The sequence below is a fragment of the Halobacillus sp. ABR2_026 genome (assembly GCF_056158545.1).
Genome location: NZ_JBSWTM010000001.1, coordinates 1298058 through 1323691, shown reverse-complemented (window position 1 = coordinate 1323691; position 25634 = coordinate 1298058). Strand labels below are relative to the sequence as shown.

Genomic DNA, 25634 nt, shown 5'->3' with positions numbered 1-25634 from the left:
GTGATCTCAAACCCCTTTGGAAAATGTTTTCAGAGCAAACCTAAAAGGGAATGGTTGTGAATATATTCCATATAGAACGAATTAAGGGAGGGAGTTCCCTATGCCGACCGTCCATTGCTTAGAGAACAAAATCGAACGAATCAGGGAAAAGATGTATGAAGCTTACTGGGACTCTGTTGAATACAGTGAACTTGTGAAGATCTCCCAGGAATTGGACCATCTGCTGAATCATCTGGATTCCCTATCAAAAAAGTGAAGAGCCAGCTTATGGCTCTTCACTTTCATTTGGCTATGTTAATCTTTCCAGCAAATAATGAGGAGCTTCAAACATTAATGAAATTCCTCAATGATTATTTGGGGCTTTTTCGACGAACGAGAGTCATGTTTCACGTGGTTTGTGCGAATAGAAACTTACGGAAAAGATTATTCGCTCTACTCTTCCTCCTTCAACCTTTTTTTCCTAAGATAATAAATGTAAATCAATGGGACTAAGAAACAGACCAATACAATTCCCCCTATGAGCAGACCGTCCCAAAACCCGTAACCATCCGTCAGCGTAACGAACAAACCGAGCAGAAAAGTAAGAATGGTAACCACCCCTATGGATACATAAAGACTTTTCTTTGGTGTTGTTTTCTCCTCCTCATGATCGACACTGATTCCCATGGAAAGGTACGCATTAACGATGACGGACACCATAAATACATACCATAACGGATTCCCTGTCATTCCACTGAATCCTTCCGTCACCCACTCATACCCGAGAATGCCCAGGATTCCAAGTGTTTGAACAATAAATACAATCCGTATATTTTTCAAATTCCTTAACTGTAATCGTTCATCCTTAATTTTTTCCAAAGAATCATCCCTTCCTCTCGACCCAGAACACTTCATCTAGAGTCTTGTCCGTCGCATAACAAATTTCCAGGCACAGCTTTAAACTGGGATTATACCTCCCTTTTTCAATCAAACTGATGGTCTGTCGCGTAACCCCTGTTTTTTTGGCCAATTGCTGCTGAGTCAATTCAGAAAGAACCCTGAATTTCTTTACCTGATTTACCATATGTACCGCTCCTTCTTCTTACAATGTAACATATAAATAACATAATGCAATATATACATTCCTTGTGTACTTGAACTTAGATGTAATGGTATAAGTATTCCTTATATTCACAAATAATCTAAGGATCATAACTGGACTCTCTAAGAACGTTCACATCTATCTACTTTAAGGATATAACGATCACTAGTTTCAAAGAACAATCCTACATTATATAAATATACTAAAAGGATTATCAGTGGAAAAAGTCGAATGTATATAGTTGGAAGCAAGAACGAGTACTAAGGGGGAGCAGAATGACTCAAGAACTGGATATTTTCAATCAACTGTCCTTAGGTGTGCTGGTCATTGATTTAACGTTTACCATCACCCATATCAATGAACAGGGGGCGCGTCTGCTGCAAGTCGACGAACAGGAAGCGCTGGGAAAAAACGTCTATGAACTTTTTCCGCATGCACCAGAAGAAGTTCGTCACGTAGAGCGGACGATTCAAACCTTCAAAGAATTCCAGTATGATGCGATTCCATATAAATGGGGAAATCACGACATGTTTGTCTCCATACGTACTCGCCTGTTGAAAGAAAATGGAGACGTTTATGGGGCGATGGTGGAGTATTGTGATGTGACCGATTTCTATAAAAAGGAACAGCGGATGCGCACGTGGATGGAGGATATGGCAGTGAATGTCATTCCACTTTCTAAAGGGATCGCCCTTCTCCCCCTGCAGCCGATTTTGGACCAAATAGAATTTCAATACATCCTGGACCGAGGATTGCATAATGTCGCCGAAATGAATGCGAATGATGTAATCATTGATTGCTCTACGATCAGCACGGCAGATATCGTATTCTTCGATAAGCTGGCCACTCTCATTCGTTCCCTCTCCCTGATGGGCATAACTACGACAATCTCAGGCATGAAGCCCGTTCTTGCAAAGAACTGGGTGTCTTCTAAGCTGCCACCGATCGATGTGAAATTCTATACCAACCTGCAAGCTGCATTGAAAGTCCTTTACAAATGAAAGGAATTATCTTATAGAGCAAAAGCTTCACACATTAATATTATAAAACAGATAAAATACCAGAACAGGGTGGTTTGTAATTAACAAGGAAGCTCCCTGTTATAAAGGAGGTGGTTAGCCTGTTTTTCAGAATTTTCCACAAAGCCACTAAGCCTATTAAAATCGTTCTCCTTACAGGTTCCATTTTGTTAGTCCTAACTGGTGTCTTTTTACTCGCTTTTTAGCGAAGACTACGTAAAGGGAAGCCTCTGTAACCAGGGCCTCCCTCACTTTTCCTGCGTATATTCAGCTTAGGATGTCTTCAGCCGTCAACACAGACTCTATGGCTGTACACGCTTCTCTCAAGACCGCTTCCTTCCACTCATCTTCCCTTGGATAAAACATATTCAACAGCTCTTCCTGGATCCATTCACGACTTTCCTCATGTTCTGTCCCTTTCCAGTACCACTGGTTTTCGAGGATGATCGTCGTAAATTCACGAAGTTCTGCTTCACGGCTTGTGCCGAACGTGCCGAATTCAAATAACGCAGAAAAAACAGAGGACGCTTGATGTTCAGCTTCCTGTAATTCATAAAAGAAGTTTGTGGAATCCCCTTTTACGTCATCCGGCGAGAACACTTGAATATTCTCCATTCCGTAAAACTCTTTCAACTCTTCTTCTTTCCGGCCGTCTTTTTCGGATATGACCATTGTCACTTCATTCGTCGGTCCAAGAGCTGTGTGCCAATCCATATGGACGACCCGATCGAACCGCTCTAAAAGGTGACGCTGCCATTTTTTCATATAGGAAGCTGACGGCTCTTCTTCAAATCCGCCGAAATAGACTCCTTGGTCGAATTGGAACTGGCCCATCCCTTTCGCCTGCTTGATGCCTTTATACCCTTCATTCATCATCCCTTTACTTAAAGACTCATACAGCTCTGTTTTTTCTTTTGTAATCTCCCCCACCGGCTTTTCCGGCAGAAAGATATGACTCTCTTTTTCATAATTTTTATTAAGGTCCCACGGGATGTCCGTTTCTTCTAAAAAGTAATTGCGATTGAGGTCAACGTTGTTCTCCGTTACTCTTCGGTAATGTCTCATTCCCCACGGGTTAATGGCGTGAACGAGGCAGATCCCTGTTGTCTGAGGATCGATTTCTTGAAGATAATGATCTACGAACATATGTAGAGTAGCCGCTCCTGCGTACCCTTCGATACCATGTTCACCTGAGGTGAGGAAGACCACGCGGCCATTGGATGAGGCTGCCTCTGCGTATATGACATCGATCGTATTGTCTTGCTCTCTTCCGATCGTCTGCTGATGCAGTTGAGCTTCCGGCCATAATTCCCGTACCTTGCTTATTAATCCTCTGAACACTTCTCTCGATTGTTCGTAATTATGAAGAAAATAGTTGTTGATATCCATGTTCCGCACCATCCTCCTAAGGATCTTTCCTTTTAATCCGTCTAAGTTCTTCGTGTCTCTCTTCAGCCTTTACCTTTAATAGAAAACCTCAAAACCTGTTCTTTCCATAAAAAGACCGCTGAGTCGAAAGAACCCAGCGGTCTTTATTGAAATGACTAGTCCATGGAAAAATCACCGGAACTCGTCTCTACCTGGAGAAGAGGTGTTCCTTTTCCTTTCTTCCCTTTGACTTCATGATCTGCTCTCTTTTCGTACTCTATTCCACTCACCTCAATAATCGGTTCCCCGGAACTGGACTCATAATCCACCGCAAATGATGACGGCTCCTCATCAAAAGAAACCCTGACGTGGCCACTTGATGTATGGACGGATAAATCACCGGAAAGAATCCTTCCATGGAAAGTGACATCACCGGAAGATGTCTCTACTTTAGTATCGTTGAAACCAACATCTCTTCCCGAAACACCCCCGCTGCTCGTATGGAACTTCGCTACATGGCCCTGTACATGATTTAAAGCTACTTCTCCGCTTGAAGTCCGAACTTTCATATCTTCCTTTACTTGAACGTTTTTCATAAACACATCCCCCGAGCTCGTATCAACATATAGAGTAGAAGTGTTGATCTGCTCCAGGTCTACAGAGGCTGAAGATGAGTTGAGTTTCAAAGAATCAAAAGTCTGCTCTGGTAATGTAATGCTTACTTCCATATAGCCGCGATCCAGGAAATCTAAGGAAAACCCGAGCCACCTTTTTTTATTCAATTTGATTCCAAGCCTTCCCTCAGACAAATCGACACGATACACATAATCATCTATATTTGCCGCATACCCGGTAAGCTGGACCTTAACTTCCTCGTCCTCTCCTCGTTTAACCAGAATATCAGAGGCTGAAGTGTCCATCTCCAGCTCCTTCATCTTCCCTCCATCAAACACATCTTCTTTATGTACTTCAGCTGCTTCTTCCCCCATAGCTAGCGGGAGCCGACCAAAAATCAGAGCGGCCGATCCGGCAATGAACAGGACGAGTAAAACACTCCCAATCATCTTCCCCATTTCCAAATTCCTCCTTTTCCACCATAATACATGAAGTTGATGCCCAGTTCTGCATTCAGGAGTAAAAATATTGTAAATCATCACACTTCCTCTTAACGAATGAGAAAGAAAAGGTTAAAATTTATAGTAGGTGAGGTGAAGGAGGTTAAGAATGAGCATTCAAACCGCATACAATCAGCTGAATAATAACAATATCGTCGGGATGTACTACAAAATCCTGTCAGAAATCTTTCAGGGTACACTATCAGACGTGATGTTCCATGAAGCCGGCTTATTGGAGAATATTGCAGCAGAGCGTGGAATCTCTATCTCCTATTACAAATACAATCGAAAAAAAGATCAGACCACTCCATTGTTCGTTTTAGTTACGAATCAAAACCCTTAGCCCCCCTTTTCCACCTGTACCCCTCTACCCATGAGTTCTATCTATTAACTCCCCCGTGTGGGAAGTCATCATTCTCAAATAAACGAAATTCCTTTATCTTTTCAAGAAACGCTATGATCGTATAACGCCCCTCCTGCTAAGTACAGAAAAAGGAGGATATATAATGCCCCGCGATTACCTTTCACTTCCACTTAAAGAAACCCTATAAAATCGCTTCTTCATCGTGTAAAAAAACACGTCTGTACATAAATCCTGTGAATGTTCATCGAAAAAGCCCAGAAAAATAGGCAAGAAGCGTTTTATCTAGAAATATTTGGGCTATATAATGTTACACAACTTTAAACATTTGTCATAGAGGTGAAAACATTGTCAGGAAAAGAGACAGCAAAGAAAACATTGGGGTTAATTACAGCACCAGGGTATCCAGACAAATTAGGAGAGGTCCTTGAAGAAGAACTCCCCGAACTTCTCCAATATTATGTCGATGATGCTATAGAGTGGGAAATTGACTACACCGTCCGCTCTCTGACTGGAGCGACAGATGACTCCGGTGAAGTCATGCAGGCGACCATCGATGAGCGTAAAGATAATGATTGGGACATGGTGATTGCACTTACAGACCTCCCACTATTTTACAAAAAGAAAACACTATTAGCTGAAGCGTACAAAGAAGAAGGAGTCGCCTTAATCAGTCTCCCGGGAATGGGTTCCACACCCATGATCAAGCGGGTCCGCGAATCCATCCTTCAGCTCGTCAATGAAATGTATTACGGCAGCTCAGATGCCGATCGTGAGAGAGCCGAAGAGAGACTCCAATCCAAAAATACCGACAAATACCCGGAGTTGAAAAATAAAAGTTCGACGAAACTCATGGGCAAACGGGGCTTTGGCCTTCTTTCCCCAACGCAAAGGGAAGCCCCGTCGGAGGAAGAGTCCAATATCGATGTGCGGTTTACTGTGCGTTCCAGAATCAATGGGATCTTACGATTGCTGACCGGTATGGTCCGGGCAAACCGGCCTTGGGCAATGTTTCCCGCTTTTCTTAAACTGATAGTTATCGCGTTCACTACAGGTGCCTATGCCCTTGTCTTTCCGACATTATGGACGCTCAGTAACAATTACAGCATTTGGCGGATGGCCATGCTTACCATTGTCTCCATTTTTGCCATGATTGGCTGGATCATCCTTGCCCACAATTTGTGGGAAAAACGAAACACCGAACAGCCCGATCACATACGGAGACTTTACAACATGGTGACGTTCTTTACCTTGTTCATATCCGTATCCCTTTACTACGGCTTATTGTTCCTCATTTTCTCATTTGCTGTTATCATTATCATTCCGATGGGGATGCTCGAATCCCAATTAGCAGGCGATGTCGAATATATCCAATACTTTTATATCGCATGGACCGTAACAAGTGTTTCTACAATTATCGGGGCGCTTGGCTCTGCCTTGGAAAATGAGGAAGTGGTCCTTTCCTCCACTTATGGTTACAGACAAAGGCAGCGGTATGAACAAATTAAAGAGGCCAAAGAAGAAAAACAAGAAGCTATTCAAGAGAAAAAAGAAGCAAAAGAAGAGAAAGAGGAAGCCGCAATAGAGAAACAGAAAGCAGAAGAAGCCGGCTGATCTCCTCGTTCCATAAAAAAGGCGCCCACTATGGGCGCTTTTTTTTAATTGGTCTGATCAGTCAGTTTAACTAATACGTGAGCCATATGTTCTCTTTCTTCTTTGTTCGCTACATTCCAAAGCTCGTTCAGAACTTTTTCCTCACGGTTGCGTGGTTCTTCATGTTCCGCAAGGTAATCCGCTACACGCTTCGCCCCTTTGGAGAGTCCTTCTTCCCCAAGGCCGAGCTTTTCACCTTTTTGTACTTTATCTCCTAAGTAATCTTTAAACGTGTCAAAATGCTGGAGAATATCTTCCTTCTTTTCTTCATTCATTTGTTTAGCTGCTTGTTTAGGATCGTGTACCAATGTAACTCCTCCTTTAATTGGTGTATGGAGGCAGTTTCCTTTTTCACCCATATTCAAACATACGTATCGGCTAATTTCCTGCCATTCGATAGAGACATACCTCCCGTCCTTCCACACTTAGGTTTTACCAAATAAAATAAGGAAATTAAAGGAAAAAAGTTTATGGAGATGGTGAAATAAAAAGACGTAATCCTCTAATCATAGGGCTGGGTATCGGTTATGCACTCTCCCTGGGTTTTACAATCGGATGATCCTTTTCTGACAACTTTTTTGTCGTCTGGCTGATATCGCCCTTGGGTGTGGAGTGCTTGCACGTATCTCACTTTTTCAGAGGGAATAATCAAAAGTAAAGGGTAGTAGATTGAACGAATAATACAATTGGAATTAAATGGTGGCCGCTTAGAGAAGAACTAAACGTTCCCCCCTCAATTCTTCATGCCTCTCTCCACCTCTTCTCTCCATGGCATTCCGCCCTGTGCGCCGAATCCAGTGACTGAGAGAGAAGCAGCCCGGTTGGCAAAGAGAAGACTTTGGTCCACTGATTTCCCTTCAGCAATGGCTGTACCAAAGGCTGCGTTAAACGTATCGCCCGCGCCAGTCGTATCCACAGGGTCCACAGGAAATGAAGGTACAATCACCTCTTGCTGACCATCAAAATAGCGGACCCCTGCCGACCCTTCTGTAACAAACAATTTCCGAGGGTATCTTTTTAACACGGTGGAAAGTTCTTCCGTTCCGAACATAAGTGCTGCCTCATGTTCATTTGGTGTTATGTACGTCGTCTGTTCCAAAACTTGAACAGGAACGGTGCGAGCCGGTGCGGGATTGAGGAGAAGAGGAACACCAATGTTCCTACAGAGCTCTGCAGTTACTGCTACTGTCTCCTCAGGCACTTCCTGTTGGATCAGGACAAGGTCACAAGTTTCAAGAAAACGCGCGGCTTTTTTTACGTACGCAGACGTCAGCCGGTCATTCGCCCCTTTAACGACGATGATACTGTTATCCCCTTGCGCCAATATGATATGAGCTGTCCCGCTTTTTTCTCCCTCTATTTCCTCCATAAAATCCGTACATACACCATTCGCTTTCAAGTTTTGCATGATCTCTTCTCCAAATGCGTCTTCTCCGACACATCCAATCATATAAACTTCCGCTCCCAGACGGGAAGCTGCCACAGCCTGATTGGCACCCTTACCGCCCGGGAACGTCTCAAATGCTTCCCCGAGTATTGTTTCCCCTTTTTGCGGTCTTTTTTTGGAAGTAACGACAAAATCGATGGAAGAACTGCCAATGACCGCTATTTTTGGTTGCCCCATGTGTCTCATCCTTTCCTCATTTTACTTGTTACAGTTTACCCGAAGTCATGAACAAGCTCTTCATATACTCTAATTTCTCCCTATTCCGAGAATACAAGTACATCGTACGTGTCAAAGGACTCTCATCAATCGGAAGAAATTGGACGCCCCTGTACTCGATCTGACTGACCATCATTTTTGGTAGATAGGCAATCCCCATTCCGAGCGATACTAAGCCGGCCATGGCATGATACTGACTTTCAATGATATCTCCATTGTAATCATACTCCTTCATGATCGACCGCATTTTTTCGGCAAGCGGCCCTCGAGTCGGGATAATCTGCCGTTCTTCCAAACATTGCTTCATTGTGACGATTGGTTGGTCGGCAAGCTTCGATGACACAGGAACAGCTGCTGTAAAATAGTCCCTAAACAACTTAGCTGAAGGATACTTTTTATATTCTGGTAGGTCCTGGATGATTGCCGCGTCAATGTCTCCGCTGTCCAAAAATGGGAGAAGGTCTGTACTATCGTCCCTGACGACAGTCACATGGAGATTCGCCCGCTTCAACGCATCATAAAATTGGGGGAGGTAATAGGAAGTAAGAAATGGAGTGGACCCAAACCGGATTTTCTCCTCGTGGGATTGATAGTGGATGACCGTTTGATGAATCCGGCCGAACAGTGGTTCCAGTTCCTCAGCCATGCCTCTCCCTTTTTCTGTCAGCTCCACACCATGGGCTGTGCGGTTGAACAGGGAAAAACCTAATTCTACCTCCAGGGTTTTCATCTGTTTGCTGAGTGCCGGCTGTGAAATGAAGAGCGAATCCGCCGCTTTCGTATAGCTCCTTTGCCTCGCCACTTCGATAAATGCCTTCAATTTCTGTAACATAAGCCCTTCCCTCCTGTTCTTCTCCTTCCATTATAACCTGAGGTTATGAAGACATGACAAATAAATCGTTCCTTTTCTTTCTTTCACCTTTTACCCTGAGAAGTAGGAAATCAACGAGGAGGCGTAATGATGAAAACCTATGTATTGCTGGCTTTCTCTGTTTTGTTGGAAGTTGTCGGAGCGACGTTTATGAAATACTCCCAGGGCTTCACCGAATGGAGTGCAGGACTGACCGTCATTGTTTGCTATGCGCTGGCGATTAGCCTGTATATTTACATCACGAAAGAAAACGAAATCGGGTGGATCAATGCCTTATGGTCAGGAGGAGGTACCCTGCTCATCACCACGCTGGGGATGGGCTTGTTTCACGAATCCTTCACCCTATCTAAATTCTTCGGCCTTTCCATGATCCTTGCAGGGATTGTGGGATTGACAGTGCCGACTCACCAAAGGAGTGGATAACTGTGGGTTATTTAATCGTTTCGCTCATTCTTGCAACGATCGGTAATCTTTGTGTGAAACTTTCTTCAGGCTTCCAGCGGACGATTCCAAGTCTCGCATCATTTATCTTCATCGGTGGATGCCTCTATTTTCTTACGCTGAGCGTCCAAACGATTGAAATCGGTATCGCCTATGCCATTTGGTCGGGGGTCTCCATAGCAGCGACTACGATTTCAGGTATTCTTCTCTTTCAAGAAAAAGCGAGTCGCCGAAAATTCCTATCCATTAGTCTGATCATTCTTGGTGTCGTCATCCTTCACTGAATCGGAGGGCATCCGTTTCCCTCCGATCTTACGCCCGTTCTTCAAGGAGCTGATCCAGCTTTGCTTCGATGCGGTCCAGCCGCTTCCATAAGAACGTAACGAATCCGGTAATGACCACCATCAGTAATAATAAAATAGACGACCATCCCTCCTATATGAATACTTCCGATCTTATTCAATTCCTCCCTTTCCTATTGAGGAATGTCCAATCCTAATGATTTAAAAAATTCGTTCAGCATCAGCTGGAAGTCCACGGACCTTCTTGAGGTAAGCCGTCATATTTTCATCATCCTTTTCCGGATATGAATACGAATATGTTTCGGCCACCTCTAATGCTAAAGTGCGGAACAATCCTCCAGCTTTGAACAGCGCCTCCCAGACATCTTCCCTATATCCACCAGCAAAAGTAGCCTCATACATATTCCAATAGCTTTCCGGCAGGAGGGGTTTAAAGTAATTACCGGCCTTTCCTGTCGACCGCTTAAAATCCGTTTGGATGCCGATCCACCAGGAAACCATCTGATTAAGATCTCTGCGGATGACACATTCCAGCATAAACTGTGCGTATGGAACTTCATCCCTCCATAAACTCTTGGCCACATTCTGCTGACACCACCAGAAATTATTGGCTCGTGCGAGATACTCTTGTTCGGATGGTTTTTTGACGTGATAATCTTCATCTGTAGCGTTCGGGATAGCAGGGAGACAATCATCTTTATCCAATAAAGGAATAGTGAGCTTATCCTCCCCATAATGGTCTTCCATGTGCGTCAGCGTTTCCAAGTGCAGATCTATCCGGTTCCCATCGGCAAACAACATCAGGTACCCATAAAAATCACTGGTAACACGTTCACCTTCCCCATCATTTTTATCCGGCTCCTGCATCATCAGCCTCTCCCCGAACACATCCACCCACATCTCGTCTTCAAGATAAGCATCCATATCCGCCACGACATAAACGATGTCGTAATCCTGAAAAAGATCTTTTTCAAGCGTCGGGTTTGTCCGTGAGCCATTCATATACACTGCCCGGATCCGTTCATCCTTCTCAGCGACATCCAAGATTAGATCCATCATTTCCTTCTCTGTTCTCATATGTATCTCCTCTCCTTGCGCACCGTGTTATTCGTTTGTATTCTTATGAATCTGTTCGATGATCTCTTCTGCGAGATGACCAACACTCTTTGTACCGTCCAACACCAGGTCAGCATCCGGTTTGATCGTATCGATCATTACCTTATACGCTTCCCTGCCTCCTGTCAGGTAATGGTTCATAACCTCTTTGGAACCATCCGACTGATCTCGCAGAACCCGTCGAGCCATAGCGATATCAAGAGGCGTATCAATGTAAATGGAATAGTCGATCCATGCTTCCATTTTCCTATGACGATAAGAGAATGGATAATCAAGAATGATAAACGATACTTCCGTGTTGGATTGAAGGTCTGAAATCATAGGGTCTACATTCCAAAGGTTATAATTCGGTCCGTTCTTGGCCCATTGAACGATATCCCTTGGAGCCTCTGCAAAATCATAATCATCAAAAAACAGCCCTTCTGCGTGGTCCATTCTTCTTAGAACCTCCTTTACGATTGTCGTTTTCCCACCACCGGAAACAGCGGCTACACTTATGACCATCGGTTTCTTCATCAAATCTTCCACCCCACTTTCACTGACAGATTCCTTCGTTCATGAAAAATACCTTCAGGGTTGAAGTCTGTAAGCACCTTTCGTACTTCATTTTCAAATCCACGTTCCTTCCCTTTTAAGAATCTCCGGGCGCCATATGAAGTGGAATAATGATGGCCGATGATCGAATCGATCGTCCACCTGTGGTTTTCTGCCGGTAATCGTACGGTTTCCAATTGAAGGGGAGACTGTCGCAAGATTTCCTCATGGCTTTCAGAAGGATGAGTATAAGTTGTCCGTCCGGCTTTTCGATCTCTGCCATACCACTTTTCAACGACTTCGCTGAACCGGACCTGCCACGGTTCAGGGACTTTGTGGAGTTCATGCTCATCTATAATTGCTATTCCCCCTCCTTTGTGGATTCGCTCATACATCAAGGCGAGTGTCTTTTTTCGGTCCATCCAATGAAAGGATTTTGCGAAGACCACAAGATCGAACATGTCTTCTCGGTCCCGGTGGAATTGGTCGAACGTCCCCTGAAACCATTCTATACCGGTCACCCTCATCTCCTGCTGCAGACGTTTCGCTTCAGCAAGCATCTCTTCATCTGGGTCCACACCAATAACATCACGGCACCAGTCTGTAAGTCGTAATGCCAATCGACCTGGGCCACATCCGATATCCAATATCCTCTTTGTTCCGTCCAAAGAAAACCAGTCTACTAGTAACCGGATCAAGCTTGAAGGATAAGTCGGCCGGTATGTTGTGTAATAAGAGGCCGTTCCCTTAAACAATTCATCTCCATAATCCATGACCATCCCCCCTTTGATAGAATGAGAGTATAATATTCCCAATGAAAATTTTAACACAAAAAGGAGAATTCGAATGTCTACCAAACAACAACTGGAAGCATTAGAAAACGAACACCTTTCCCCGAGCACACGTGAATCGCGAGAAAAGCTTGATCGTATTTTAGCCGATGATTTCTGGGAGATTGGAAGTTCCGGCCTCCCCTATAACAAGAAAATCTGCCTTGATGAAGGAGTTGTCCTTGCTGACATGACCCTTCACCACTATGAAATCGAACACCTGGCAGAAGATGTGGTGCTCGCCTCCTATTATGTGGAAGACAAAACCAGAAACCGAAAGACGCTCCGTAGTTCCATATGGAAATGGATCGATGGCCGATGGCAATTGTCTTTCCACCAGGGAACGCCTACGCAGCTGCAAATCCATGAATATAAGAAAATGAACAATTAAACTAAGCTTTCCCGTCGAGGAAAGGACACGTTTACCTTTTCAGGTTAGGGGGTAAAAATTAGGAAGAATTTTGAAAAGGAGGTCTCTCTCCATGCAAGTAACACCACAGCACGACCGTTTCAACAGAAAAAACTTATGGTCGGGTCTCCTCTTTGGAATCGGCCTTGCAGCATTTATTGATGAAACGATTTTCCACCAATTATTGAGGTGGCATCACTTTTATGATAAATCCACGACAGACATCGGACTCATATCGGATGGTTTCTTCCATGCTTTCAGCTGGTTTTCGACGATCGGAGGTCTTTTCCTTTTCGCTGACCTAAAAAGAAGAGCTGAGTTATCTTTGAAATATTGGTGGGGCGGAGTCCTTGTTGGGGCAGGATCGTTTCAACTGTATGACGGCATTATCCAACACAAACTGATGCGCCTCCACCAGATCCGCTATGTAGAAAATGTTATTCCTTACGATTTAACATGGAATATCATAGCCGTCCTCATGATCGGCGCAGGCTTGGTCCTCATGAAACGAAACAGGAGAGATGGAGGACTTTCTGATGTCTAGTCATCCTCCAAACGAAGGAGGGATCGTGCTCGATATGATTCAAGGGATCCCCTTCTTCCTTGCTATTTTCCTGTACATAATCGCATCAATTGTATCCAACCGATCTCCCCGCATGCAGAAGTGGCCGGTTAAACGTGTGATCTTCTGGATTGCCGGGGTTATTTGTGCAGCGACGGCTCTCATTGGTCCGTTAGCCATTGAAGCTCGCACAGACTTTCGTTTCCATATGATCGGGCATCTTCTGTTAGGAATGCTGTCACCGCTCCTGCTCGTCCTTGCGGCACCGATGACGTTACTGTTAAGAAGTATTCCAGTTCCTGACGCCAAAAGAGTCTCAAGGCTTTTAAGAAGTCGTTATGTAAAATTCATCAGTCACCCTATCACAGCGTCTATACTTAACATCGGCGGTTTGTGGGTGCTTTACACAACGGATTTATATCAAATGATGCATCACATGTTCTGGCTGCACGTTCTTGTCCACCTGCATGTATTTTCAGCCGGGTATCTTTTTACCTCATCCATGATTTACATGGACCCTGTTGCCCACCGTTACCGTTATTTATTTCGATCAATCATCTTTCTCTTCGCTCTGGCCGGTCACGGCATCTTGTCCAAATATCTGTACAGCAACCCACCAGAAGGCATCGATCGTTCTCAAGCAGAAGCCGGATCCATGCTCATGTATTATGGAGGCGACATCATCGATGCTGTCCTCATTTTCATTTTGTGCTGGCAATGGTTCAAAGCGAAAGATCCAAATAAATGGCGGGAAGGAGAGGAACAGCCTATATGAAAAAAAGAGGAACTTCCTATTTTACGGAAGTTCCTTTTTCTCTATTAAAGTTTTTGCAAATGATCAATCCAGGCATCGAGCTTTCGTCGGTCTCCTGGACCTTCGAGTAGCTTATCGTATTTCCGATGCGCTTCCGGGTCATGCTCCTCCAGCCAGTTCATCGATTTTTTCGGACCCATATACCAACGGCCGATCATCTCGAAATAGATTTCAAGGCTTTCCTTCACCAGCCAATGGAACCGGTACCTTCCCTCCATGTCCCCTTTTCTTGATCGGATTTTCATTTTAGTCAACCAATCTTTAAGAAATTGCTTTTCTCTAGGTTCAAGGATTCTCGGCCCTTCATTAAACATGGAATCAATTTCACTCAGCCAATCAGCAGCGACCTCTTTTTGATCGAGAAGCACCGCCCCTTGGTGAACTTTCAGGAAATTTTCTGCTGTCTGCATATCATCGGTTCGGTGAACCCAGACATCCAACAGTTTGCCATTGAAGGTTTCTACTTTATTTTGGGTCTCCAAATGATCAGTGAACCCGATCAAATCGACATCACTCTCCTCGGTAAAATCACCGGAAAGGTATGAACCGTACAGGATGACGGTGTGGCACTTGTAGTGATCTCTCAAATGGGCCGTCGCTTTTTCTAAAAATTGTTCACGTTCCATTCCATCTATTCCCCTTTTCGTTTCCATTCAGGATGATCTCCTCAAACGGACGAACTTTCTTTTTCCGACTTGGACAATCGTGCCGTCCTCCCCTGAAATCATTTGATTAGGATCGGTCACTTTTTCCCGATTGATCCTCACCCCGCCATTTTGAATCATCCTGCGCCCTTCACTTTTGGATGGAAGCAAACCAATTTCTTTGAGGAGGTCAACGACAAGGATCTCCCCTTCGTTCCATTCGACTTCCGGCATATCCTCAGGGAGCGAGTTTTTCTGAAAAACATTCACAAAATGTTTTTGACTCAATAGGGCTGCTTCTTTTCCATGAAGCAATTCCACTAATGAGGAAGCAAGTGTGATTTTAGCGTCACGCGGATGAAGTTCTCCGCTCTCCAATTGCCGGGCTGTTACTGTCACTTCAGATATGGATAAAGGGGAAACAAGTTCCAAATATTTGAGAATGAGTTCATCAGGGATGGACATCGTTTTTCCGAAAATCTCCTCCGGTCGTTCATCGACTCCAATATAATTGTCTTTCGACTTCGACATTTTTTCGACTCCATCGAGACCTTCAATCAAAGGCATAAGCAGAACTACTTGTTTTTCTTTCCCGAAATGCTCCTGTATTTGACGCCCGAAGAGAACGTTGAACTCCTGATCTGTCCCTCCAAGTTCGATGTCAGATTCAAGGGCATACGAGTCGTACCCCTGCATAACAGGGTAGAAGAATTCATGAAGATGAATCGGCCTATTTGCTTTGTAACGGTTGTGAAAGTCATTACGTTCAAGCATGCGGGCCACAGTAACAGTACTCGCAAGCTTCAAAACTTCAGAAAAAGTGACCTTCGACAACCAGCGGGCATTATAGTGCAGCTCTACTTTTTCCATATCCATCACTTTGCCGAACTGTTCAAAATATGTCTTGGCATTGTGTTCTACCTCTTCATCCGTTAAGGCGGTACGAGCAATGGATTTCCCTGTTGGATCACCGATTTTCCCAGTGAAATCACCTATGATGAGCTGGATCGTGTGACCGAACTCCTGGAATTGTCTCAGCTTATTGAGAACAACCGTATGCCCCAGATGGACATCAGGTGCCGTCGGATCAAGCCCCAGCTTCACGTTCAGAGGTTTTCCATTCTTTATCGATTTGGCAATTTTCTCTTTGAATTCTGCTTCCGGAATAATGGAGGATACCCCGTAAGATAAAACCTCCCATTGCTTTTCGAATTCTTTTTTCTGTCCATCATTCAATTGTGTTTTCACCCTACAGCCCTCCTATTTTTTGAATACAAAAAAGACACGCCCCATCATGGGACGTGTCTTCTGCACGCGTTACCACCCAAGTTGAAAATGATGCACTCATCTTCCCCTCAAAAAGATAACGGGTTTACCGTCTTTCACTACTCACAAAAGCTTTCGTAAAAGAAGCTCCAGAAGGTAATTCACAAAGAGATGTGTATCGACTCACAGCAACCGTCGACTCTCTGCCAACAGGGATCTCTTCATTACTGGATTTCTGTCATTGCCTCGAGTATTAAAGTTAGGATTATGTTACGCGGAAAGGAAGAAGATGTCAACATTTTTTTATTTCTAAGCTCCAGCTTTCAGCGATTCCTTTTTTCAGAGAAAATTTCTAATTGACGAAACAATAATTGTATACAAATGAAAGACAATAAAAAAACAATGATTGGTTCTCCTGTATCCCCTATAGCCGTCACTAACAAGAAAAGGAGTGTAGATGTAAGAGCGGTGATGATTATGTAAATGATTATAGTGATCCCCTGACTCATGAGGACGTCCTCCCTACTTACATTATTTCCCTACACTTTACCACAGCTTCCATCATTATTAAAAATGCCCGGAAACACATTGTCCCGTGTAAAGAAAGTCTATTTAAAAAGTATGGACAGCACCTTCTGCTCTTGTGGATGGGCTGCAAATGGGAGATTTACTGCATTACGGGGTTATGCGTCATTCCTAATAAACCTACCGTAGTCATGAGGTACCTCCTTGATTCATTCGTATATTTCTGTCTTCAAAATTGACGCCTTCCACCCAATCTTCGATTACAGAAGCCACTTTCCAAGGAGCATCTCTATATACATCATGACTGGTGTTATCTAATGGGATACTTGTGAAATCTTGCAGTCTTTCATTCATCCTTGCGACACAAGGCTTCCTTATCCCTTCCAAATATTCAGGCAAAGTGGCTCGTAATAAAATCACAGGCCGATCAATCCTATCTAAAATAGAAGCAACAGGTTCTGCGACCATCCCTTTAATGACCGCTTGTGCCGTGAAAATAGATACAGCCAGCCTCACCTCACCATCCACCTTCTCAATTTGAGCTTGAGATGCTTCCTCGATTTGTTCTGACCAACGCCCGAGTTCTTCTTTTTCAGCAGTGAAGAAATCATCTTCACTCTCAAACCGGTAGTTGTTGTGGAAGGTTTCTATTTGAACCAATTCATCTTCCAGACTGTCTCGATTCAGTGGTAAATACCCACCATCAAGTAAAATCACACCTTTAACCTTCTCTGGATAGATGTAGGCATAATAAAGAGCGAGATGAGCTCCCCATGAATGACCAGCCAGGAAGAATGTTTCCTAGCTTATCTTCTCATGAATTTCTGAAACCATTGTAGATGGATAATAATCCTTTTCCTCTGTTTTCGGTTCGCTCCCTCCGTGTCCGGACAAATGGAAGGATAGGATATGATAGCCAGGCATGTGAGAAGCCAACTCTACAAAGGACTTACCACTGCTTCCCAACCCATGAAGAAATACGATCGTCTCCTTATTTCGATTCCCCATTCAAACATCTTTTCTCCTCCTTTTCCTTTGATTTCGTCACGCTAATGTTTTTCTTCCAAGTACCAATAAAAAAGCCAGCGTGAGATCGCTGGCTTAAACAGATCATCAGCTGGGACCATTAAACCCATTCTGACCATAATGGCCTTCAGCACGACGACGAACTTCCTCTTTCTTATTGTCCGCAGAATCATAACGTTTCCTAACTGAAGAGCGGCGTTGCTTATTCAATTCATCTCCGTGGAACTTATTCGTATTTCCACCGTAAGCATCCCTTAGAAAACCGAATAAAAGCGGCAAAGCGAATAGTCCGACAATAATGAGTAATCCCCACATACGAATCCCTCCTTATCTTTCCATACGATTGACCGTGTCATAAGTTTCACTTCTAGAGGAAAACGAATAGATTCCTTAAAAAGATCTATGTTACAGTAGGAAACATGTCATTATTTAGGAGGATATTATTTGAACATAGAAAACCCTGCCGGTCTATGGGTCCGTGTCTTTTCACGAGTCATTGACGGCATTCTCATTACCGTTACGTTAGGCTTACTTTCCACTCTTTTCTACGGTGCCTTTTATTTGGAAGAGTGGACCTGGGTGGATTTGATCGGGCTCGCTTATATCATCGGACTGCCAGTGTTGTGGTCTGGATATACCCTTGGAAAACGGGCAGCCGACAACCGCATCGTCCGTGTGGATGCCAGTAAAAATGTACATATAGGTACAATGATTTTACGAGAGCTGGTCGGAGGCATGATTTATTCCCTCACCTTAGGAATTGCCTTACTTGTGAGCGCCATCATGGTGGGAGTCCGTAAAGACAAACGCGCCCTCCACGATCTAATTGCCGGCACTTATGTGACGCACGATAAACCCGCATCCTAACAAGCACTATCGCCCTCGTTTAAGAGGGCTTTTTATATTGTGAGAAAGAGGTCCTCACATGTCTCCACCACCCGAAGGCGGCCCGCCCCGGAATCCTTTTTCCTTGGCGACGGCCCTTTCCACTTCTTTCTCCTGCTCTGTTTTCCTTACCGGTGGCTGGCCTTTCCATTTTTTCGACTTACGTCTGTCCATGTATATCATGAAAGCTATGAACAAAAGTAAAAACAATCCCCAAAGAATGTTCGAAAGCATATGTACATGTCCCTCCCCTGTTTACATTCTCGAATCTCTTCTCTTCATTATTTCAAAAGATATCTCTTCGTTCAAAAATACGTCTCACTAATGGCGACGTCCACTTCTTTTCCTCTTTCCAGAGCAAAAAGATGACATATTCACCTTCCCTAACTTTCTTCAAAGATCGTAACTCTTCTTTCGTTTCATCATTTTTACAGGTTTAGCTGAAAGCGGTTCTTTTTACATATAGCGTGAAATTATTTACGATAAATGTCATAAGGAGTGATATGAATGAAAGAACAAGCGTGGACAAAGGAAGACATCCCTTCATTGAAAGGACGCACGGTTATTGTTACGGGTGGAAACAGCGGGCTTGGTTACGAATCTGTCAAAGCTCTCTCGAAAAGAGGAGCGACCGTCATTCTCGCTTCCCGATCCATGGAACGTGGGCAGGAGGCATACTTATCCATTCAGAAAGAAAATCCGGACGCTGATATTGATGTCATGCCGTTGGATTTAAGTGATCTACAGTCGATCCAAACTTTTGCAGAAGCCTTCCAGGAAAAGTATGCGCGGCTCGACCTTCTACTGAACAATGCCGGCGTTATGACCACACCCTACGGGAAGACGAAGGATGATTTTGAACAACAACTCGGAATCAATCATTTCGGTCATTTCGCGTTGACCGGCCATCTGTTCGATTCATTGAAAAACACACCTAATGCTAGAATCGTCAATATTTCAAGCAATGCTCATAAATCTGGAAAGATGAATTTTGACAACCTTATGTTCGAAGATGGAAAAGGATATACGCCGATGAAAGCCTATGCACAGTCTAAACTTGCCAATCTGTTATTCACACAGGAGCTTCAGCGGAAAATCGATGAGCACGGGTTGGATATCACGGTAACCGCTGCCCATCCTGGAATGGCCAGCACCAATTTGATGAGATACATCGAAGATAAATTCCTTTTCAAAATCCTTGGCCGTTTGCTCCAGCCGATGACCCAGAATGCAGAAGAAGGCGCTCTACCAGGTCTAAGGGCCGCGACCGACCCGGACGTCCATGGCGGACAGTATTTCGGTCCTGCTGGAAAATGGGAACTTAAAGGAAACCCAGTCGCCGTGTCACCGATTACTAAAGCCTATGATGTCATGGATGCAGATCATCTTTGGAAAATTTCTGAAGAGATGACAGGTGTTACTTACTCCTTTTGATAAATGCATAACAAAAAAGCGGAAGCCTCGACACCTTCCGCTTTTTTTACATGCGTTGCTTTTCTATAAACCTCTGCCATCCCTCCACCGCTCCAACCAATCTTTCGCAGAAAGTGTCCCCTTTTCAGGATAAGGATAATAGAGATTCCGGCCCGTTTCCTCTGCTACCCAATCAAATAAATCCGCGGTTTTGAAGAGAGAGATCCATAGATCTGTTTCATGGTATCGACCAAAACAATTCTCAAGTTCCTTTAAAATTCGAGGGTCCGCCCATTGCTCGAAGAATCTTCCTTTATGCCATATATCAATCCCGGAATCATGTAGTGCTTTCGCATGCCATTCGGACATTGTAAGCAATTGGTGTTTCAGCCCGCCATCTATGCTCAACCTTGCTACGAATAACTCCTGGCGCAACAGTTTCTTGGCCGCCCACACGACGTGGTACCAAAAATCATGGACGAGCGAACGCCATTCACTTTCCGAGGGATGATACGACGAGAGGTCTTCGTAAGCTGGAAAAAAAGGGAGCTCCCTGGAGTATCCCCCCTTATCTATCAAAATGTTATACCCCCTGCTAAGTACTTGCTGTACTTCCGGCATCTCCATGTATTCTTTCCACTTGTGGATGGGAAGAAATGCAAAATCCACATCCTTAGCTTCCTCGAACAATACCCTCCTTTCTTTGACTCCATGAACAGCTGTATGTTCCACGAAACTCATCCAATAGAAACCGATATCTCCTACCCACTCTTCACTTTCTATGTAGCGGGCTGGATCTTCAACGAAAAAAACGAGATCAAGATCCGACCATTGGTCTGCAGGTAAAGTTGAGCGCGCTCTGGAACCAACAACCATTGCTACAATAATACTTTCCTCACGCAGTGACCACTGTCTAATTTTTTCAATTAAAATATCATAGGAATGATCCATTTCTTCTCCTTTTTAATTGGTTATTTTCCTGGATCCTAAAAGAACCGAAGCAGAGAAAATCTAAAATCCAGTAGACCTCTTTATGCCCTTACAGGTGAAATGAGATGATTCTGGCTGCTCTCTTCCATACTTTGAATGACCAGTGGGCGTATCGGGCCATGATAATAAATACGTATTTGCTGTCCATGAGTTCTCTGTAAAGCCTGTGAAAGGAACCGGCTGTCAATAAAGACCTCTTCTACAAATGCCCCTTCCCTCTCCTCTATGGATAACTCTTCTTCTATGCTTCCCATTTGAGAAGACTCGGAGGAAACGGTCATCACTTCCTTGAAAGAAAGTTTCACCTGCTGATTCCTCTTCTTCTTGGCGAATAATCCTGCTCTTTCCACACTGGCCAGGCATTTCATTTTATCGACAATGAAAGAAGATTGATAGGATTCCGGCCAAAGGTCGTTAAGGTTTGGAAAGCATCCATCCATAACCCGGCATAGAAATGATCGATGCATTGATGTTATCATGAAAAAATTGTCAGCGACGACCATTTTCACTTTCTCCGGGTTAGCTTTGTATATCTTTACCAACTCGTTCATCGCTGCTCCGTGTACCGTGCAGGAATCATCCACACCTGTTTCCACCCTCCTTTTTCGCGATGCCAGACGGAGGGTATCTGTAGCTAATGCCTCCATATTACCTTTTGTAAAAATAAGATGAAGGCCCGTCAAAATAGATCGGTCCGCTTCTTTCGCTGACGCAAACCGTGTAGTATGAATCAGGTCGACGAGAATTTCGCTGTTCGTTACCACACCTTTGTTACCCGGGAGATCAGGAAACTCCGGATATTCATCCGAAGACATGCAGGAAAGTGTCGAATTCACTGCATCCGACCGGACGATGACCTTCCTGTTTTCTCTTTTTATATGGACCTGACCTGGTAACTTTTTAATTAGGTTCCTCAGAAGACCCGCCTGGAGAACACAACTCCCCGCTTTCCTCAAATGCAGCCCTCCTTCTCCCGGAAACACTTTTTTCCTGATATACATGTTGCCATCACTCCCTAATAACTCCAAGCCATCATGTCCGGCAACTATTTTCATTCCTGATAAGACAGGGAGCATGGCTTTAGAATGGATAATAGAGGCAACTTCTACAATCGAACGTTCCAGGACATCTTTTTTTATGGCTCTGTTAAAGCTCAGTGTTGATATTGGCATCAACGGATGGAAGTGACAATGAATGATAGGATGGTAAAAGGGGATTTATTCCAAATGTCGAAACCTTTAGATGATCTACTTTCATGATCCAACCATTGAATCTTGTTGGATTATAATTTCGAAACGGAGTCTTTAGCTAAACGGCAGGATTCTTAAAGACTTGATTTCGAGAGGGTTCGGGGTTCGTTATTGTGTTGAGTGCCAGGGGTGGCTGGGAAGCTACTCGCTTTCCTGTGGGGGAGTGCCGAGCTTCCTCGGGCTTATCGCCCTGCGGGATCTCGCCGATCTCCTTTCTCCCACGGGAGTCTCGCAGCTTCCCAACCACCCCATTCGATCATGCGAGAAACGAACCCCTTTGTCAACGTTGGATAGTCTTCCATTCCCCCGGTTGTTGTAAGCATAAAACGCTATGTATCAAGCTTTCCAGGTTCGAGCCCCTCGGTTTGGGAATATGATCCTTATCCTCTCACCAACTAGAATAGCTGATGATTCATGAAGGGGTTTCGAGAACCTGATCTAGCCAAGGGGCGGAGGGGGATGGCGAGACTCCTGCGGGAAAAGAGTGCTGGGTGAGACCCCGCAAGGCGTAAGCCTGAGGAGGCTCACCGCGCTCCCGCGGAAAGCGAGTCATCCCCCGCAGCCCCTAACTCCCACACAAACATCTCAAAACTGAGTCTTCCACAAACGGGAGCTTTCGTTGAATAAGCTAAATATAAAAAGGGACTTCCTTAAAATGGAAGTCCCTTTTTTGCAGTCATATCAATACTAAACTTTAACAGAGCCTTTTTTACAATAAACTCCATCGAATCATCCTCTCTTATATTCCGTTCATTACCTATTCGAAAAGAACATACGTTCCTCCTCCCTGTTACAATAATTCAGAAGAAAAAGGTTCTGCGAATGTTTATGAATGATGAACCGGTAGACTTCAAACGGTTACTTCTATACCGAAAAAGGAAGAGCCCTCCGAAGAGAGCTCCTTCTTGAACACTTTTACTAATTTCATGAAGATTCTTCGAAACCTACATGCCCCTTATCGACCTTCTGCATACGGCCGGAAACTCTGTAATCGTTCGTATGCAGCCGAAAAAAATGACGGGCTCCTGTATAGGTTGTATACCATAATTTGTTAATAATAATGATCTGCTGTGTACTCGTATTCGTCCAGATGGGATGGAAGGACGACCCGAATCGATCATCTTCTCTCTCCATGACCCCGTATTCATGATTTTCATCCAACCATATGGCTACGATATCATTCATCTTCCCGCCTCCCTTTTTTCAACGGAGTGACCGATAAACGGCCGGCACCATCAATGCTTATACGTCCTTCTCCCCGAACCTTTACTTCGACTGGATAAATTTCTGAGTATTGATCTGAGAAAATCCACCTTCGGCCTGGACTAACGAGAAGAAGGAAGCAATGATGATCCCTTTCTCCAATAAAGTTCAATGCTGTCTTGTCGACAGCCCCCTTCTCCCTTGGTTTTAACGAAAGTTTTTCCAATTCCTCAGCGGCCTGTAGGACATTTTCAACGGTTAAACTTATTTCGCTGATATTGAGGCATAATTCTGCATGGAATGGTTTTACTCGCTCAGAGGCGTTCTCCCTTGAAATGAACTCCACTATGTTTCCAGCAGGATCGGAAAAGTAGAACGACCTACCTCTAAGACTCGAAAACTCTATTTCTTCCTGACCATTTTCTATATTCAAGTTCACCTTGTCCTTCACCCAGCGTTTCGCATCATCAAAAAGATTGGATGGGATATTGAAAGCCAGATGATAAAAAGGCGCTTGATTTCCAATTCCCTCTGTAAAATTCAGGGCGCTTTCACCTACGCGAATGGAAAAGTCATGGTTATGTATATCTAATTTACTAAAACCTAAGCGTTTGAGATAAAACTCTTTTAACGTATTCAAATCCCGTGTTTGTAAGGTAACAGACTCAATCTCCAAACGATCCACCTCCCTCTCCTCTATATTCAGAATATCGTAATTGTTCCCAAATGACCTCAGGAAGCAGAACGATTCTTTCTACGACTTCAGAAGGAGGTGAAATTCCGAAACTTATTCCCATCATTTACCGTATATTCTAATAGAAAGGAAGGGATATTCATGAATTTTCCATCAAAAAAAGATATTTTCTATACGATTATCATTTGGGGCATGATCGTTTTTATCGTCTTCATTTATCTTATCGGGGGGCAAACGTTTGGTTTTCAAATAATCTCTTACCGTGATCCTTTGGGATATGTACTTGGTGGTATGACCACCTTAGTATTGTTATGGATTTGGTTCGGCACCGGTTATAAAATACGAAACGGGTCTTTATACATCCAGTCCGGACCGTTTAGGAAACAGATAAACGTCCAAGATATTACCAGGGTCCAGCGGATCAAAAGTCCTCTCTCCGCCCCTGCACTATCGATAAAAAAACTCGAAGTCCAGCATAAGAATTACAAATCAACATTGATTTCACCGGAAAATGAGAAGCAGTTTATTCAAATGCTATCCGATGAAAACCCGGATATAGAGCTTCATAAATAAACGAATGTAGCGCCCCTATTCGCTGGTTATCCCGCTTTCTTGTACAACTCTTTCGGATGATACATTTGTCCACTCTTCCACAGAAAAGTCAGGATGCTTTTCCATAAATCCCTCCAAGATTTGATAACCAATCCTATAAAGAGATCTTGGGGGGATATCATGGCCAGGGTGACCGTAAAAGAAATCACCCAATACGCTTGGGTCCGTAGAATCAGCATACTCAAGAAAAAGATCTACGGTCTTCGTTTGATAGCGGCCGCGTAATGGTTCAGTAAACGAACTCTCACTTTCGGGGTATAACAAATGCGCAAAATACTCTGCTTTCCCCTCCACTACAGCACTTTCCTGAAGTGTATACCGTGGTTCATTACTTTCGTTGTAAACCATGTGATGATATTCATGAGCGACCAGCTGCTTCAATTCTGTTTCTGAAAATCGACGACCGATCGTAATCAACATGAATTCATCGTTCCATGTCACTCCTGAGAGATCATCCACCCTGCTCATGCCGTCTGTATTGTCTGGATTCGAAGGGAAAATATGAATATCCTTGTCCTCACCCGGAAGCTCGTCAACGGATTCTTCAATCGCTGTACGGATAGTGTTCAGGATCTCCGCTTCATTTTCATCCAAGTAATCGACCGTCTTCTTCAAAGAACCCCTATTCTCCGGAGGGAGGAAATGCCAGTCCTCGGCACTTACAAGAGAATAACCTTCATTTTCACCAAATGCCTGGATGCGGAACGGCTCAAGCACATAGGCATGAAAAGAGTCCGTCAAATTCCCTGTCTCCATTTCCTCCATATACTTCCTGTATTCTTGTTCATAGGTAATGATCTCAAACTCCTGATCTTTGTAAGAAAACCGATTTTCCTGTTCCCCCGTGACCGGCTCTTCTGCTGAGCAGCCCAAGAGAAAAACCATCCAAATCCAAAGCCAAGGAACGATAGCAGTCTTCATTTTTCGAATCTTATTTCCCCTCCCTTTTCATATTGTGACCATTCATATCTAATAACGGCTGGGTCC

General features: G+C 44.0%; 33 protein-coding genes, 1 pseudogene and 1 other annotated feature. Of the genes and pseudogenes, 12 read left to right on the top strand and 22 right to left on the bottom strand.

Annotated features, from left to right (window positions below; genetic code table 11):
* Window positions 1-100 precede the first annotated feature (100 nt).
* Window positions 101-256, top strand: a complete 156-nt coding sequence (locus tag ACXADE_RS06815) for an aspartyl-phosphate phosphatase Spo0E family protein (protein WP_474979727.1) — start codon at window positions 101-103, stop codon at window positions 254-256.
* 176 nt (window positions 257-432) lie between these two features.
* Here ACXADE_RS06815 and ACXADE_RS06810 read toward each other — a convergent pair whose 3' ends face one another.
* Window positions 433-858 (bottom strand): hypothetical protein, encoded by a 426-nt coding sequence (locus ACXADE_RS06810; RefSeq protein WP_474979726.1) that lies wholly within the window; start codon window positions 856-858, stop codon window positions 433-435.
* 4 nt (window positions 859-862) lie between these two features.
* Entirely contained in the window at window positions 863-1063 is a 201-nt protein-coding gene (locus tag ACXADE_RS06805; RefSeq protein ID WP_474979725.1) for a helix-turn-helix transcriptional regulator, read from the bottom strand.
* 293 nt (window positions 1064-1356) lie between these two features.
* On the opposite strand from ACXADE_RS06805, the gene ACXADE_RS06800 reads away from it, so the two are divergent.
* The gene (locus ACXADE_RS06800; protein ID WP_474979724.1) at window positions 1357-2082 is read left to right on the top strand and encodes a PAS domain-containing protein; all 726 of its coding nucleotides are present in this window, start codon (window positions 1357-1359) and stop codon (window positions 2080-2082) included.
* Window positions 2083-2367: 285 nt separating this feature from the next.
* Here ACXADE_RS06800 and ACXADE_RS06795 read toward each other — a convergent pair whose 3' ends face one another.
* Window positions 2368-3489, bottom strand: a complete 1122-nt coding sequence (locus ACXADE_RS06795) for a M14 family metallopeptidase (protein WP_474979723.1) — start codon at window positions 3487-3489, stop codon at window positions 2368-2370.
* A gap of 155 nt (window positions 3490-3644) precedes the next feature.
* On the bottom strand, window positions 3645-4541 hold the full coding sequence (locus ACXADE_RS06790; RefSeq protein ID WP_474979722.1) for a DUF4097 family beta strand repeat-containing protein: 897 nt from the start codon (window positions 4539-4541) through the stop codon (window positions 3645-3647).
* Between the two features lie 151 nt (window positions 4542-4692).
* Here ACXADE_RS06790 and ACXADE_RS06785 point away from each other — a divergent pair, with 151 nt between their 5' ends.
* Window positions 4693-4926, top strand: a complete 234-nt coding sequence (locus ACXADE_RS06785; RefSeq protein ID WP_474979721.1) for a hypothetical protein — start codon at window positions 4693-4695, stop codon at window positions 4924-4926.
* Between the two features lie 366 nt (window positions 4927-5292).
* Complete coding sequence (locus ACXADE_RS06780; RefSeq protein WP_474979720.1) at window positions 5293-6558, top strand: hypothetical protein; 1266 nt, start codon at window positions 5293-5295, stop codon at window positions 6556-6558.
* A 44-nt stretch (window positions 6559-6602) separates the two neighbouring features.
* Here the strand turns inward: ACXADE_RS06780 and ACXADE_RS06775 are convergent, their stop codons facing one another.
* The 3 genes from ACXADE_RS06775 to ACXADE_RS06765 all read right to left on the bottom strand — a co-directional run bounded on the left by ACXADE_RS06775 (window position 6603) and on the right by ACXADE_RS06765 (window position 9092).
* Window positions 6603-6872 (bottom strand): DUF3243 family protein, encoded by a 270-nt coding sequence (locus ACXADE_RS06775; RefSeq protein WP_474982207.1) that lies wholly within the window; start codon window positions 6870-6872, stop codon window positions 6603-6605.
* Between the two features lie 458 nt (window positions 6873-7330).
* Window positions 7331-8221, bottom strand: a complete 891-nt coding sequence (rbsK, locus tag ACXADE_RS06770) for a ribokinase (protein WP_474979719.1) — start codon at window positions 8219-8221, stop codon at window positions 7331-7333.
* Between the two features lie 28 nt (window positions 8222-8249).
* Window positions 8250-9092, bottom strand: coding sequence for a LysR family transcriptional regulator (locus tag ACXADE_RS06765; protein ID WP_474979718.1), 843 nt, complete (start codon window positions 9090-9092; stop codon window positions 8250-8252).
* Window positions 9093-9221: 129 nt separating this feature from the next.
* Between ACXADE_RS06765 and ACXADE_RS06760 the strand changes: the two genes are divergently transcribed.
* Both ACXADE_RS06760 and ACXADE_RS06755 read left to right on the top strand, forming a co-directional pair.
* Window positions 9222-9554, top strand: coding sequence for a DMT family transporter (locus ACXADE_RS06760; RefSeq protein ID WP_474979717.1), 333 nt, complete (start codon window positions 9222-9224; stop codon window positions 9552-9554).
* A gap of 2 nt (window positions 9555-9556) precedes the next feature.
* Window positions 9557-9856: a DMT family transporter gene (locus tag ACXADE_RS06755; RefSeq protein ID WP_474979716.1), complete on the top strand. Its 300-nt coding sequence runs from the start codon at window positions 9557-9559 to the stop codon at window positions 9854-9856.
* A gap of 41 nt (window positions 9857-9897) precedes the next feature.
* On the opposite strand, the gene ACXADE_RS06750 is transcribed toward ACXADE_RS06755, so the two are convergent.
* The 4 genes from ACXADE_RS06750 to ACXADE_RS06735 are packed head-to-tail and all read right to left on the bottom strand — an operon-like array spanning window position 9898 to window position 12297.
* Window positions 9898-10035 (bottom strand): hypothetical protein, encoded by a 138-nt coding sequence (locus ACXADE_RS06750; RefSeq protein WP_474979715.1) that lies wholly within the window; start codon window positions 10033-10035, stop codon window positions 9898-9900.
* A 40-nt stretch (window positions 10036-10075) separates the two neighbouring features.
* Window positions 10076-10951: an aminoglycoside 6-adenylyltransferase gene (locus ACXADE_RS06745; RefSeq protein WP_474979714.1), complete on the bottom strand. Its 876-nt coding sequence runs from the start codon at window positions 10949-10951 to the stop codon at window positions 10076-10078.
* Window positions 10952-10978: 27 nt separating this feature from the next.
* On the bottom strand, window positions 10979-11506 hold the full coding sequence (locus tag ACXADE_RS06740) for a nucleoside/nucleotide kinase family protein (RefSeq protein ID WP_474979713.1): 528 nt from the start codon (window positions 11504-11506) through the stop codon (window positions 10979-10981).
* Entirely contained in the window at window positions 11506-12297 is a 792-nt protein-coding gene (locus tag ACXADE_RS06735) for a class I SAM-dependent methyltransferase (RefSeq protein WP_474979712.1), read from the bottom strand. The genes ACXADE_RS06740 and ACXADE_RS06735 overlap by 1 nt, the downstream gene beginning before the upstream one ends.
* A 73-nt stretch (window positions 12298-12370) precedes the next feature.
* Here ACXADE_RS06735 and ACXADE_RS06730 point away from each other — a divergent pair, with 73 nt between their 5' ends.
* The 3 genes from ACXADE_RS06730 (at window position 12371) to ACXADE_RS06720 (ending at window position 14100) form a co-directional block, all read left to right on the top strand.
* Window positions 12371-12745 (top strand): nuclear transport factor 2 family protein, encoded by a 375-nt coding sequence (locus ACXADE_RS06730; RefSeq protein WP_474979711.1) that lies wholly within the window; start codon window positions 12371-12373, stop codon window positions 12743-12745.
* Window positions 12746-12836: 91 nt separating this feature from the next.
* Window positions 12837-13307: a DUF2243 domain-containing protein gene (locus ACXADE_RS06725; RefSeq protein ID WP_474979710.1), complete on the top strand. Its 471-nt coding sequence runs from the start codon at window positions 12837-12839 to the stop codon at window positions 13305-13307.
* On the top strand, window positions 13300-14100 hold the full coding sequence (locus tag ACXADE_RS06720) for a cytochrome c oxidase assembly protein (protein WP_474979709.1): 801 nt from the start codon (window positions 13300-13302) through the stop codon (window positions 14098-14100). Before ACXADE_RS06725 ends, ACXADE_RS06720 begins: the two co-directional genes overlap by 8 nt.
* Before the next feature lie 44 nt (window positions 14101-14144).
* Here ACXADE_RS06720 and ACXADE_RS06715 read toward each other — a convergent pair whose 3' ends face one another.
* The 5 genes and pseudogenes from ACXADE_RS06715 to ACXADE_RS06695 form a co-directional block, all read right to left on the bottom strand.
* Window positions 14145-14792 (bottom strand): nucleotidyltransferase domain-containing protein, encoded by a 648-nt coding sequence (locus tag ACXADE_RS06715; protein WP_474979708.1) that lies wholly within the window; start codon window positions 14790-14792, stop codon window positions 14145-14147.
* Window positions 14793-16031: a tyrosine--tRNA ligase gene (gene tyrS / locus ACXADE_RS06710; protein ID WP_474979707.1), complete on the bottom strand. Its 1239-nt coding sequence runs from the start codon at window positions 16029-16031 to the stop codon at window positions 14793-14795.
* A gap of 44 nt (window positions 16032-16075) precedes the next feature.
* Window positions 16076-16300 (bottom strand) — a binding site (T-box leader).
* A 72-nt stretch (window positions 16301-16372) separates the two neighbouring features.
* Entirely contained in the window at window positions 16373-16558 is a 186-nt protein-coding gene (locus ACXADE_RS06705) for a hypothetical protein (protein WP_474979706.1), read from the bottom strand.
* Between the two features lie 205 nt (window positions 16559-16763).
* Window positions 16764-17582 (bottom strand): annotated as a pseudogene (locus ACXADE_RS06700) (alpha/beta fold hydrolase).
* Window positions 17583-17687: 105 nt separating this feature from the next.
* A complete protein-coding gene (locus ACXADE_RS06695; protein WP_474979705.1) occupies window positions 17688-17915 on the bottom strand; it encodes a hypothetical protein in 228 nt (75 codons plus the stop codon).
* A 129-nt stretch (window positions 17916-18044) separates the two neighbouring features.
* On the opposite strand from ACXADE_RS06695, the gene ACXADE_RS06690 reads away from it, so the two are divergent.
* Complete coding sequence (locus ACXADE_RS06690) at window positions 18045-18467, top strand: RDD family protein (protein WP_474979704.1); 423 nt, start codon at window positions 18045-18047, stop codon at window positions 18465-18467.
* A gap of 54 nt (window positions 18468-18521) precedes the next feature.
* Here the strand turns inward: ACXADE_RS06690 and ACXADE_RS06685 are convergent, their stop codons facing one another.
* Window positions 18522-18719, bottom strand: a complete 198-nt coding sequence (locus ACXADE_RS06685) for a hypothetical protein (RefSeq protein WP_474979703.1) — start codon at window positions 18717-18719, stop codon at window positions 18522-18524.
* Window positions 18720-18992: 273 nt separating this feature from the next.
* Here ACXADE_RS06685 and ACXADE_RS06680 point away from each other — a divergent pair, with 273 nt between their 5' ends.
* Window positions 18993-19919: an oxidoreductase gene (locus ACXADE_RS06680; protein ID WP_474979702.1), complete on the top strand. Its 927-nt coding sequence runs from the start codon at window positions 18993-18995 to the stop codon at window positions 19917-19919.
* 63 nt (window positions 19920-19982) lie between these two features.
* On the opposite strand, the gene ACXADE_RS06675 is transcribed toward ACXADE_RS06680, so the two are convergent.
* From ACXADE_RS06675 to ACXADE_RS06660, 4 genes are all read right to left on the bottom strand, one after another.
* Window positions 19983-20849: an aminoglycoside 6-adenylyltransferase gene (locus ACXADE_RS06675; RefSeq protein WP_474979701.1), complete on the bottom strand. Its 867-nt coding sequence runs from the start codon at window positions 20847-20849 to the stop codon at window positions 19983-19985.
* A gap of 80 nt (window positions 20850-20929) precedes the next feature.
* Window positions 20930-22060, bottom strand: a complete 1131-nt coding sequence (gene dnaN / locus ACXADE_RS06670; protein ID WP_474982206.1) for a DNA polymerase III subunit beta — start codon at window positions 22058-22060, stop codon at window positions 20930-20932.
* Between the two features lie 1002 nt (window positions 22061-23062).
* Complete coding sequence (locus tag ACXADE_RS06665; protein ID WP_474979700.1) at window positions 23063-23323, bottom strand: hypothetical protein; 261 nt, start codon at window positions 23321-23323, stop codon at window positions 23063-23065.
* Window positions 23316-24026 carry a VOC family protein gene (locus tag ACXADE_RS06660; protein WP_474979699.1) on the bottom strand — a complete coding sequence of 237 codons (711 nt, stop codon included), beginning with the start codon at window positions 24024-24026 and terminating at the stop codon, window positions 23316-23318. Before ACXADE_RS06660 ends, ACXADE_RS06665 begins: the two co-directional genes overlap by 8 nt.
* A gap of 150 nt (window positions 24027-24176) precedes the next feature.
* Between ACXADE_RS06660 and ACXADE_RS06655 the strand changes: the two genes are divergently transcribed.
* Window positions 24177-24608, top strand: a complete 432-nt coding sequence (locus ACXADE_RS06655) for a PH domain-containing protein (protein WP_474979698.1) — start codon at window positions 24177-24179, stop codon at window positions 24606-24608.
* Between the two features lie 15 nt (window positions 24609-24623).
* On the opposite strand, the gene ACXADE_RS06650 is transcribed toward ACXADE_RS06655, so the two are convergent.
* The gene (locus ACXADE_RS06650; protein ID WP_474979697.1) at window positions 24624-25568 is read right to left on the bottom strand and encodes a DUF2268 domain-containing putative Zn-dependent protease; all 945 of its coding nucleotides are present in this window, start codon (window positions 25566-25568) and stop codon (window positions 24624-24626) included.
* Window positions 25569-25634: the final 66 nt, after the last annotated feature.